This is a genomic window from Heliomicrobium undosum, assembly GCF_009877425.1.
Taxonomy (GTDB): domain Bacteria; phylum Bacillota; class Desulfitobacteriia; order Heliobacteriales; family Heliobacteriaceae; genus Heliomicrobium; species Heliomicrobium undosum.
Genome location: NZ_WXEY01000029.1, coordinates 21,531 through 32,867, shown reverse-complemented (window position 1 = coordinate 32,867; position 11,337 = coordinate 21,531). Strand labels below are relative to the sequence as shown.

The 11,337-nt window shown below is 58.6% G+C and carries 12 protein-coding genes; 2 read left to right on the top strand and 10 right to left on the bottom strand.

All coding sequences use genetic code 11. The features are described from left to right. Positions 1-106 precede the first annotated feature (106 nt). Positions 107-415 carry a DUF896 domain-containing protein gene (locus GTO91_RS16205; RefSeq protein ID WP_170294284.1) on the top strand — a complete coding sequence of 103 codons (309 nt, stop codon included), beginning with the start codon at positions 107-109 and terminating at the stop codon, positions 413-415. Between the two features lie 147 nt (positions 416-562). Here the strand turns inward: GTO91_RS16205 and GTO91_RS16200 are convergent, their stop codons facing one another. From GTO91_RS16200 to GTO91_RS16160, 9 genes are all read right to left on the bottom strand, one after another. Next, complete coding sequence (locus GTO91_RS16200; RefSeq protein ID WP_012283808.1) at positions 563-808, bottom strand: DUF3243 family protein; 246 nt, start codon at positions 806-808, stop codon at positions 563-565. Between the two features lie 73 nt (positions 809-881). Then, on the bottom strand, positions 882-1,121 hold the full coding sequence (locus GTO91_RS16195; RefSeq protein ID WP_161259774.1) for a small acid-soluble spore protein: 240 nt from the start codon (positions 1,119-1,121) through the stop codon (positions 882-884). A 215-nt stretch (positions 1,122-1,336) separates the two neighbouring features. Then, the gene (locus tag GTO91_RS16190; protein WP_161259773.1) at positions 1,337-1,666 is read right to left on the bottom strand and encodes a rubredoxin-like domain-containing protein; all 330 of its coding nucleotides are present in this window, start codon (positions 1,664-1,666) and stop codon (positions 1,337-1,339) included. 80 nt (positions 1,667-1,746) lie between these two features. After that, a complete protein-coding gene (locus GTO91_RS16185; protein WP_161259772.1) occupies positions 1,747-2,787 on the bottom strand; it encodes an aldo/keto reductase in 1,041 nt (346 codons plus the stop codon). Beyond that, positions 2,784-3,602, bottom strand: a complete 819-nt coding sequence (locus GTO91_RS16180; RefSeq protein ID WP_161259771.1) for a helix-turn-helix domain-containing protein — start codon at positions 3,600-3,602, stop codon at positions 2,784-2,786. Before GTO91_RS16180 ends, GTO91_RS16185 begins: the two co-directional genes overlap by 4 nt. A gap of 12 nt (positions 3,603-3,614) precedes the next feature. Next, positions 3,615-6,527, bottom strand: coding sequence for an S-layer homology domain-containing protein (locus GTO91_RS16175; RefSeq protein WP_161259770.1), 2,913 nt, complete (start codon positions 6,525-6,527; stop codon positions 3,615-3,617). Positions 6,528-6,616: 89 nt separating this feature from the next. Further along, on the bottom strand, positions 6,617-8,275 hold the full coding sequence (locus tag GTO91_RS16170) for an NAD+ synthase (RefSeq protein ID WP_161259769.1): 1,659 nt from the start codon (positions 8,273-8,275) through the stop codon (positions 6,617-6,619). Positions 8,276-8,360: 85 nt separating this feature from the next. Then, positions 8,361-8,903, bottom strand: coding sequence for a TVP38/TMEM64 family protein (locus GTO91_RS16165; protein ID WP_161259768.1), 543 nt, complete (start codon positions 8,901-8,903; stop codon positions 8,361-8,363). A 72-nt stretch (positions 8,904-8,975) separates the two neighbouring features. After that, positions 8,976-9,983: a glycoside hydrolase family 113 gene (locus GTO91_RS16160; protein WP_407929537.1), complete on the bottom strand. Its 1,008-nt coding sequence runs from the start codon at positions 9,981-9,983 to the stop codon at positions 8,976-8,978. Positions 9,984-10,167: 184 nt separating this feature from the next. Between GTO91_RS16160 and GTO91_RS16155 the strand changes: the two genes are divergently transcribed. After that, on the top strand, positions 10,168-10,347 hold the full coding sequence (locus GTO91_RS16155) for a hypothetical protein (protein ID WP_161259766.1): 180 nt from the start codon (positions 10,168-10,170) through the stop codon (positions 10,345-10,347). An 11-nt stretch (positions 10,348-10,358) separates the two neighbouring features. Here the strand turns inward: GTO91_RS16155 and GTO91_RS16150 are convergent, their stop codons facing one another. Further along, on the bottom strand, positions 10,359-11,207 hold the full coding sequence (locus GTO91_RS16150; protein ID WP_328793830.1) for an N-acetylmuramoyl-L-alanine amidase: 849 nt from the start codon (positions 11,205-11,207) through the stop codon (positions 10,359-10,361). Positions 11,208-11,337 lie beyond the last annotated feature (130 nt).

The following is an 11,337-nucleotide window of genomic DNA, read 5'->3' as shown; positions in this document are numbered from 1 at the left end:
TTGTAAGAAAAGAAAATTAGGCTATTGTTGTCATTTTGTTGTATGATTCATCTATGCATGGCGACAGCAATGCCATAAACCCTTATTCATTAAGGAGGAAGGAACTTTGTCCATCACCAAGGAACTTATTGACCGGATCAACTACCTGTCACGCAAGAGCCGGACCCCGGAGGGTCTGACGGAGGTAGAAAAGACGGAGCAGGCCCGTGTGCGCCGTGAATATGTGGATGCCATCAAGGCCCGTGTCAAAGACACCCTTGATCGGGTGGAGATTGTCGACGCCGATCAAATAACCACGACAACAGCCCCCCAAAGCGCTGACGGACAAGGGGGCGCCGGCGCATCCGTCACCGGCCAGGGCCATAACTGCGAATGTCCCGCCTGCAACACAAAGAACGGAGAAAAGCTTCACTAGATCAGCGCCTTGCAGCCTTACGACAACATCCCCCTTCGCTAGACAATCGCATCTTGCAATAAACAGACAAGCCGCCGAAAGGGTTTCCCCATCGGCGGCTTGTCTTTCATTCCGGCAGGATATCGCCGGGCAGGAACCCTCCAGGGATCAGTGCAGGGCCTGTTTCCCGTAACGGAGCAGAATGTTGGCCAGCACTTTTTTTTCGTCTTCCGTGCTCACTTCCCAGAGTTCCTTCATCAGCTTTTCTTCGGGCTTGTCGGCCTTGAAAAAATGGACGGCAATGTCGCCCAGGTTGACGATGCCCTCTCGCATGACCTCGTCAGAGATCCCGTGCTGTTTCCCCTCTTCGATGCGCTGGGCCAATCGTTCCCGGAAGCCTTCGATATCAACCATCGGCTATTCCTCCTCCACTAATGCTACACTGTAGCGTTTCCGTCAGCCTGCCGGTCTATGCCAGGCTGGATGACTAGTCCTTTTTGTCCTTCTCGTTGAGCGCCGCTTTGCGCTCCCCTTCCTCCGCCAGAGCCCGCTCCGCTGTTTCCACCATCTGCTGGCGCACATAGGTTTCGAGGCCGTCGCGGGCCATGCCCAGTTCCACATTGTTGTCGAGCGGCTCGTTGACGCCCATTTCTTTGGCCGTTTCCCACCGCAAGCGATCGATCTGGCGATGGGTGCGCAGGTCGTCATTCTCTTTTTTGTGGCTCATCGAAATGCTCACCTCATCCTCTAGCTTCCCTCAGCGGAAATAAGTTATGTAAAAAAAAGAACCCTCCCGCTTGCTCTTTCCGTTTTTCGGATAGAACGTCAGGAGGGTTCTTCGTTTATCAAGTTCTTTGTAAATCGAGTTTATCGCTGACAGCCTCTTCGCTGATCAAATGATGCTGGAAGCAGGGACCGGCGTCACGCAGGTGTTCCCGCCCTTTAACCCCATTTGCCCTTATTCATATGCCCTTGCAGTTCCGCCTTGATCGACTGGCGGTACTCCACAGCAGACTGGCGAAGCCGGTCGAAGAGCTTGTTGCAACCGGGATCCAGGTCTTCCTCGCGGCCTTCCTCGGCGAGGAACTGGATGTTTTCCAGCAGGCTCAGGAGTTGGACGTGAATGTCATTGGTGATCCGGGAGCGCTCGATCAGATTGGCCGCTTCTTCCGGCAGGGCGGCAAACTTTTCCTTAGGGGCCCCGCATTTGGGACACTGCTCCGGCGCCGCCTCCCCTTCATGGATATAGCCACATACGCCACACTTGAACATGGGAAGATACCACCTTTCTCGTTTTTTGTTGTCTTCCTCAGTACTCGTCTTCTCTAGTGCAATCCATTCGCCAATCTATCCTATTTTTCCTGCTTTACGCCAGGATCATCCAGATTGGCGTGGGCCTCTTTGAGCATCTCCCGGATGGGCAGGTCGTAGGGGCAACGGGTCTCACAGACACCGCACTCCCGGCAGGCGTCGGCTTTGATGCCCATGGCGCCGTAGCGCTCCTGCGCCCAGCCCTGCAGGTTGTAGCGGGTCCAGTAGCCGTGGAGGAGAAAAGCAAGGGGGATGTTGACGCCGTGGGGACAGGGCATGCAGTACTCGCAGCGCCGGCAAAAACGCTCGCCGAGCGAACGCAGCGACTCCCGCACCTGGGTCGTCTCTTCTGCCGTCAACGGCTGCCCCTCATGACCGACGCGGCAGTTTGCCGTAACCTGGTCGAAGGAATCCATGCCGGGGATGACGACCGACACCGGCTTGTCGAGGAAAAAGCGCAGCGATTGCTCCGCCCATTCAGGGCCTAGCGCGCCGCCGGCCAGGGGTTTCATGACGATGATGCCCAACTCCTGTTCGGCGCAGGCCGGCAACAACCGCTCCTCGACCCGGGTTTCGATGATATTGTAGGGGAACTGACAGGTGGCAAAATGACCGGTGGCAATGGCTTTTTCCAGCACCGACGTCACATGGCCGGTGATGCCGATTTCCTTGATCCAGCCGCGCCGGCGGGCCTCCTCGGCCCCTTCCAGCGCCCCGCCCGGCCCGAGCACTTGTTCCAGGGAGGCGTCGTCCTTGACATTGTGCAACTGGTAGAGGTCGATCGTCTGGACGCCAAAGTTGGACCGGCTTTTTTCAATATCGGCCAGCAGGCCTTCCGCCGTCCGCGCCATGCTTTTTGTGGCGAGGAAAAAGGAGTCCCGGGCGATCCCCCGGATCCCCAGGCCGATCTTCTGCTCACTGTCCGTGTAGCCGCGGGCAGAATCGATAAAATTGACGCCCGCCGCCAAGGCGTCGCGGATGACGGCAGCTGCCGCCTCGTCGTCGAGCCGTTGGATGGCGATGCCGCCGAGTCCGATAAAGGATACGGGCCAGCCGAGCCGGCCCAGTGGGCGCGTTTTCATGCTTCGATCCCTTCTTCTTCGATAGATTGGAGACAGGCTTCCTCGTTGAGCATTCGCCGACTGCCGACCAGGCCGGTCTGCTTGATCAGCCGGACAACGCCGAAGAGAAAGCGCAGTTCTGCTTCATTTAGATCGTAGATCATGCGCAGCGTCTGTTGGATCGGCGGTTCCCCCAGCAGCCGGATCAAGTCATCGCCCAGCACCGGCAGCAGGTTCTCCAAAGAAGGCTGGGGCACCAGGAAGTAGCAGGGCGTCACACCGACCGCCTCGGCCACCCGTTCGATGGTGCGCAGTGAGGGCTGCACCTTTCCCTGCTCGATCTGGCCGATAAGACCGGGCGAGACGCCGGCCCGTTCCGCCACCTCGGCCTGGGTCAATCCCAACTGTTCCCGGATGCTGCGCAGGCGAGTGGCAATGGCGGTGAGCGATCCCATCAACTGCGGAATGGACACGTTCAGGTGATCGGCCAAAGTCCGCAAGGTGTCGACACTGGGGCGGACCCCCTCCACTTCGATCTCTCGCAACGTCCCTATGGAGACGCCGGCCAGCCGGGCCAGTTCCTGCAACGAAAGCCCACGCTCCTCCCGGAGCAAGCGTAGTTTTTGCCCGAGACCGATCTCCCCCCCTTCAGGGTTTCCTTCTTCCCGTTTCAAGCCGAGGGCGGCGGAGATTTTTTCTATGATGCGAGGCGCCGGCTGTTTGGCGCCCCGCTCAATCTCGCTTAGGTAAGATACGGAGACGCCGGAGAGCCGGGATACTTCCTGCAGCGACAGCCCCTTTTCCTCCCGGGCGTGGCGAATCCAGGTATGGTCCATGATCGGCCCCCTTTAATTGCGCAAGACGGGATAGGGAGTCCCTATCGCCCAAATATTAGCAAAGTCCCATCCGATATAGGAGCTTGACTGGGAGGCGGAAGCAATAGAGAGGTTCGCTCCATCTTTCCCAGTTGAATTTGGGCTCCATGTCATAGAACCCATTGTCAGGGTGGGCGGGGCGATAGACTCAAGCGCGTAGTTGTCCACGAATGTACCGGACGAGGAGCCGGCTATCCGACCGAAAGACGGCGCTGACTCAGTGCCATTATTAACGAAGGCAGCATTAAGGGCAAAACTACTAGAGACGGTGGCGCTATCGTTATAACCGATCAGTCCGCCAAGGAACTCTTGGCCACTGACTGAACCGGAAGCGTAACAGTTTTTCACGTCATATTGTTGGTTTTTGCCAATCAAACCGCCGACTTTCCACGCGCCGAATACAGTCGCTGTCACATAACTGTCCTGAATCGCGCAAACAGACCCATTGACGTTTTGATAGGCTTGGCCGATTAAGCCGCCGACCATCTCATTTCCGTAAACGAATCCGCTTACGTAGCAACGATTTAATGTAGAATCTTGGAGCAGCGAACCGGCAAGCACCCCTACGCTATCATTGCCCTTTACAAAGGCATTGGTCAATCCAAGTCTTTCAATCGATGCGTCGGAAGTATACCCGAATAAACCCACGTTGTCCGTCAATTCTCTGTTAATAAATAGATTGTTGATCTTGTGACCGTTTCCTTTGAATTTCCCCGTAAAAGGTTGTTCTGCTGTACCGATCGGCAACCAGCCGCTTCCTGCGTTCCATGTGCTTGTCGCAGCAGCATCGATATCTGCTCCAAGTTGGTAATAAGCGGAAAGGTTGTCTCGCACCCGGTTGAGCCCTTCCAGCGTGTAAATGACAAAGGGATCCATTTCCGTTCCGCTTCCGGTCATGTTCTGGAACACCCTATGCTGAACAGATTGCGGACTACCCACCCCGCCCACGTAAATAGTGTAAAGGCCAGGCTCAAGGTTTTCCTGGAAGGAGTAGTGTCCTGAAGCGTCGGTGATCGTCTGGTCAAAGAGCACATTTGTCCCGTTCGACCCGGTGACGCGGAGGGTAACGTCTGTGTTCGGAAGCACATTATTGTTTCGTTTCAACGTCCCTTGAATGGTGACCTGGTTCTGTGAAGAGGTTACGCTTACATCGTAGGTAATCACTTCGACCGGCGTTCCGCCGTTCGAGCCACCGCCGCCGCTACCCCTCGAAGTAGATGGCGTCGTCGAAGTGGACGCCGTTGGCGCGGAAGGCGCCGCAGGAGAGGAGGGCGTGACCGTGTTATTGGACAAAGACGTGGCAGCGGTTGCTTCCACCTGGTTGATCGACTGGTACAGCGTCTGGATCGCGGGCGGCACTGCTGGTGGAACCGGCGTCGGCGCCACCGTCGGGGTGAGGGACGCTTGCAACGCAGGAGGCAGGGCCACCGGCGCCGGCTGGTTCTGCACGGTGAGGGCAGCTTGTTGGGTCAAGAAGGATTGCGCTGCCACAAAGCTCTCAATCGCTGCCGGCGAAAGCGGCGCAGGCGGTGCCGGCGGTTGACCGGGCGCGGCTACGGTCGTTTCCAGACCGGGAGGAACGGCAAAGGACTGTCCGGCCGCCGATATGCTTCCTCTGCCGTCCATCACGCTGAAGGATCCGCCGTCGCCGGCGCCACGGGCTGCGAAGCGGGTTCCCTGTACGGCAGCGACCCCCCAGGCCATATCCATCTGGATGCGGGTCTTTTCTTCAGAGGCAACCTTCCACCATTCCTCGTCGCCGGCGCCTTGCCCGTCCTCGGCGAGCCGCAACCGCAGCAGCGCTTCCCCCAGGACATCGTCCGAGGCTGCTGCCAGGCGCAGATCGGGCCGGATCATGGCCGCCGGTGAAGCACCGGTCTTGCTCAGGATGCGATTGGTCGCCAGGACGCCAACGGTATGACCTTCAGGCATCTCAATGCGCAGCCAGTCGACAGAGATGCCTGGGATGCCCCTGTTTTTTATGTAGGCGCGGCCCCTCGCCTCTTTGACTGTCATCCGGGTGCCCTTTTTGATGAGAAAACCAGTCCCATCGTCAAAGAGAAGTTCGGCGCTTCCCGTTTCAACGGCGATCGAGTCTCCAGCCTTGACGGGAGACTCCGTCTTGACCTGAGTAGAGGCAGAACCGCTTGTCAGGGTCGTCTTCCCTTCCTTGACGACCAGTTTCATGGGCAGTTCTGCCTGGCGCAGGGAGGGCGCAAGCGTGTACAACATCGCTAGCGCGCGGGCCAATTCCCGCCGAGTAAAGGTGCTGTCAGGCGAAAAATCGCTGCTGCCATTCGGCAAGCTGACCATGCCGGCTTCGACCGCAACGGCCGCCTGGTTTCGCGCCCAGTAGTCTGCCGGGATATCGGTGAAGCTCCGGTTCACCGCCGGAAGCGACGTCTTTTCGAGCCGCAGCAACAGGACAACCGATTGGATCCGCGTCAACGGGTCATCGGGACGGTATGTCCCGTCTTCAAAGCCCTTCAGCATTCCGGCGCGGCTGGAAGCGGCGATAGCCGGCTCGGCCCAGTGGTCGGCAGGCACATCGGGAAAGGGGGATTTGCCGATCCCCTCCATGCGCAGGTTCATCTGTTTTGCCAGCAAGAAAGCCGCCTGGGCGCGCGTCAACCCCTCATCAGGGTGAAAGGAACCATCAGGCAGACCGTTGAGCATCCCGCGCTTGAGGGAATAATTGATGAAAACATAATCGGGGTCATGGCCTGACACGTCGGTGAACAGCGGCGGGATCTGCGTCGCCGGGGAAGACTTGGCGTCGGCAGCGAGCGCGGCAAAGGGGCTTGTCATCACCGCCAGTATGAGCGTTGCGATCAATACACTGACCCACTGGCGATATTTCGGCGACCTTCCAAAGAAATGCTTCATTTTCTACCTCCTGCTCCGGCGAAGTGCAGAACCCCGTCGTTTCCTGAAAAACGCACGGGGTTTCTGTGTTCTGACTCGATGTCTGACTTTTAATATTTAGCCGCTACCGGCATCCGGCGGCCCACACCGAAAGCCTTGGACGTCACCTTCAGCCCCGGCGCGGCCTGGCGGCGCTTGTACTCGCTACGGTTCACCGTCTTAATCACCCAGCGCACCGTCTCTGCGTCAAATCCGCGCCCGACGATGGCTTCCGCCGACTGCCCTTCCTCGATATACAACTGCAAGATGGCGTCGAGCACCGGGTAGGGCGGCAGGGTGTCCTGGTCCTTCTGGCCGGGGCGCAGTTCCGCCGAAGGGGCTTTTTCGATGATGATCCGCGGAATGATCTCCCGCTCGCGGTTGATATACTCAGCCAGTTCATAAACGAGCGTCTTTGGCACATCGGAGAGGACGCTCAAGCCGCCGCTCATATCGCCGTAAAGGGTGCAATAGCCGGTGGCCAGCTCGCTCTTGTTGCCTGTCGAGAGGAGCAGGTGGCCGAACTTGTTGGAGAAGGCCATGAGCGTGTTGCCGCGGATGCGCGCCTGGAGGTTTTCCTCGGTCACATCGGACTTCCGGCCCTCGAAATGCTCCTCCAGGGTGAAGAGATAGGCGTGGTAGATGTCGGCGATGGGGATCACCTTGAAAGGAACGCCCAGGTTAGCCGCCAAAAGGCGGGAATCCTCGACGCTGCCGATAGAGGAATAGGGCGACGGCATGGAGATGCCGAGCACGTTTTCCGCGCCGAGCGCCTCAGCGGCAAGGCAGCAGGTGACGGCCGAATCGATGCCGCCGGAAAGACCGACGACAGCCTTGGTGAAACCGCACTTGCGCAGGTAATCGCCGATGCCGAGGACGAGGGCGTCATGGACAGCAGTCACCCGGTCCTGGGGGACAAAGGACGCCGGCGCCTCCGGTTCATCTCGGTTCGCCTCATGCAAATCGACAATGAGAAGATTTTCCCGGAAGTCCGGACACAGGACCATGGGCTCCCCTTGCCGGTCGAGGACCATGCTGCCGCCGTCGAAGATCAGTTCGTCATTGGCGCCCACCTGGTTGACATAGACGAAGGGAATGCCGTACCGGACAGCATGGCTGCGGATCAGCCGGTAACGGGTCTCCTCCTTGCTCATCTCAAAGGGAGAGGCCGAGATGTTGATCAGCACCGTGGCGCCTTGCCGCGCCAATTCCTCGATAGGATCGCGGTCATAGAGGCGGCGCTGGGGCCAGAACTCGGGGTCGTTCCAGGCGTCTTCACAGACGGAGATGCCGAGCAATTCACCGCCAAAGGGAACAGGAACTACAGAGGGGGCGGGATCGAAATAGCGGGCCTCGTCAAAGACATCGTAGGTCGGTAGGAGCGATTTGGCCTGACGGTGCAGCACCTTCCCCCCGCCGATGAGCCATGCGGCGTTGGCCAGCCCCTTGCCGGCAGGGTTGTCCCACCGCAGGGGTGCGCCGATGAGGATGGCCGTATCCGGGTAATCAACGGAAAGGCGGACCAGTTCATCCAGGGCCGCCTCAGTCCGGTCGATGAACCAGGGCTTTTCCAGCAGGTCTTTCGGCGGGTATCCTGTCAAGTAGAGTTCGGAAAAGACGATCAGAGAGGCCCCTGCCTGAGCGGCGCGGGACCATGCGTCGACAGCTTTGGCTAGGTTGTTTGCAATGTCTCCCACGACGGGGTTGTACTGAGCGATAGCGATTTTCACGGTTCCCACTCCCGGATGATCGTTGATACTTCGGTAGTCCTTATTATGGTATCATCCCTCCGGGGCGTAGCGCAAACCTTTATCGCTATTGTCCGATTAAAAGCGACACGCCGGCGCCGACGGCGGCGAGGAAGACCGCCCAAGGTGCGATAGCCACGGCCTGGGTCCAGAGATAGCGGCCAAAGGGCACCCGGTATAACGGCGCCATGAACTTCACGATATCGCCGCCGATGAAGGGGATCATCCGGACGCCAATGAGAAATACGGGCGAAGCGACCGGTAAGTCGCGCAGCCAGCGGGGGAGCTTGGAAAAGTGCTCCGGCAGGGAGATCTCCTCGGCGCTCCGGCGGATCAGCCAGTATCCGGCTACAGCGCCGCCCATGGAACCGAGCCAGTTGGCTGCCGCGCCGAGGGCGGTCCCATAGATAAAGCCGTTGGTGAGAGCCACAGGATCGGAACTCATCGGTGAAATGCTGAGGAGGATATGGGCAGGGACGGTGAAAAAAAAGGCCCAGGGACCCTGGGCGCGCATCCACTCGACGACGCCTTTCAGGTCAAAGCCGAAAGCCGTCGCCGCCAGGGGAAGCGCCATCAACGCAAAGAACAGCAATAACGTTTTGTATCGCATGTGTTATCCCCTCTTTTGTTATCCCCTTTATCCCCTCGTTCTCCCTATTGGCGAAAATCGTGTTTTTTGATTTTACAACCGGTTGAGCAAATCCCGCAGACCGGCTGTCCATGCGCTCCCGGAAACCTCCGTCGGCGCGGCGGCGATGACGGCTTCCGCCGGCCTGCCCATCGGGTAATAGCGCGATTCGGGCATGTGGATCTGGAAGACTGACGCGCCTAGGAACCAAGGTTGATGCCAGAAAACTCGAAAAAAAGCGGCAAAACAATCGCGCTGCTCTTGCAGGTTTTCTTTTTCTGACGGAATGGCGCTCCATGGCATGCAGTTCGTGCCGGCGCGGTCCACATAGCCCACTTCCCCGAAAAAGATCGGCTTTCGCCATTGTTGATGCAGTTCTTTCACCTGCTCAACGATGGGTTGCCGGCGCAAATAACGGGTGGAACGGCGCCATGCGTCGATCAGTTCCTTCTCGGGCGGCGCCTCCCGGTTTGTCAGTTCAAAGTAGGCGGAGACGGAGATGAAGTCCAGCTTGCCGAAGAGCGGGTTTTGCAGCTTTTTTCGATAGTCCAGGAAGGAGACGGGATTGGCCCAGGAGGTGTACCACCACTGGGTGCGGTAGGTGATGCGTCCCCGGTAGAGCTTGCGGATATCTTCAATCAGCGCAATCCATTGCTCGGGATAAGGCTCCAGGTGGATGATACCGTCAGAGATGACGAGCGTGTCGATCCCTTCCTGGTGGGCAAAGTAGGCCGCCTGGAGGCAGATCTTGCCCCATTCCTCAAACCAGGCGTTCACATCGCCGGGATCCCAAGCTGTCTCGGCCAGGCCGCCGGCCTGGACCCAGGGAAAAGGCTCCAGAAAAGCGGCCAGTCCGGCCTGGCGGATCTCTTCCATCGCCTTGGCAGCCTGATCAAATGCCTGCGGGTGCAGGGACATCTCGGCTGACCGGGGATCGGGCACATCGACACGGAGGGGCACGTTAAGCCGGTTGAGCTTCAATCGGCGGGCGTTTTCCAGCGGCAGGCTGATATCGTCCATCCGGTCAGGCAGCAGATTCCCCGATTTGATTCTTTTTGTCACGCCCAACGGCCCCACTCCCCCGCCGCCGCAGCGGCTGTTTTTCTTTCGATATCCCTTTCTATCCATTCTATTCAAGGCGAAACAAGGTCCACCCTATCCTGACTGGGCGCAGTATGATATTCTCTTGGTAAATACCGTTTCGGACAGCCCGATGATCCGGTGTCCGGCAGGAAGGAGATCTCCCATGGCAAATCAAAAAAAAGCCCGGCCCCAAAGTGAGCCGGAAAAAAGCAGCATTTTGACGATGATCCCTGGCTTCCGTTCCCAAACCCCCTGGAAGATGGGCGCGGCAGGCGCCTTTTATCTGACGATGGTCCTTTACATCCTCGTTTTGACGGGAATCATTCCCAACCCGCCGCGGTAGCGGAAAAGGCTCTATTCGTCGATGTTGATCCCTGCCGCTTTGACCTTGGCCAAAAGGTAGTCGGTGGTGCGATCGATCAACAGGACCGCCTCTTCTCTCGACAGCGGGTCTGAAGGGCGAAAACGGCCGTCGCTGTCGCCGCGGATGAGACCGCGCTCAAGGGCCCTGGCGATGGCTGCGGCTGTCGGGCGATCTAAGGCAACGTCCTTGAAAGGTCCTGGAGCCGGCATCGGCGTCCCTCCTCCGGAACCGGGTGTTTCACTTGGCAGTTCTTCACCAGACGGTGCTTCGTTCCCCCCATTGACAGGATCGCTGATCCCGAGAAAGGCGCGAATCCCCTGGGCGATGGCTTCGGCCGCCTTGGCTTGAAAAAGGGGCGAACGGAGCAGTGACTCTTCAACCGTGTTGGTGATAAAAGCCAGTTCGATCAAGACAGCCGGCATGACGGTTCTGCGCAGGACATAGAAGTTGGCTTCTTTCACCCCGCGATCGCGCAATCCCAGGGCGGGGACCAAAAACCCGGCGATCGCCCTCGCCAGTTGCTCCCCTTTGCCGCCAAACTTGTAACAGTAGACCTCTGTGCCATTGGCCGCCGGGCTGTCAGCGGCGTTGCAGTGGATGCTGACAAAGTAATCTGCGCCGGCGCCATTGGCAATGGTCGCCCGGGCCTGCAGATCGGTGTTCACATCTGTGCCTGGCGAAGTATCGCCGTCCCTCGTCAACACCGCCTGGACCGACGGCGACAGCAAGTTAGCCACCCGTTTCGCCACAGCCAGATTGACGTCAGCCTCCCGCAAGCCTGTCGGTCCCAGCGCCCCCGGATCGAACCCGCCATGGCCGGGGTCAATGATCACTTTCACCAAGGACGACTCCCCCTTTCCCCGTCCCTGGTTTCCATTTTATGTAGCTTCTGTTCACAGGGGGACTGACAGTGACTGCACGCTGTTTGCCGCAAAAAAATCACCCTGACAGGTGATTTTTTTTTGTGTC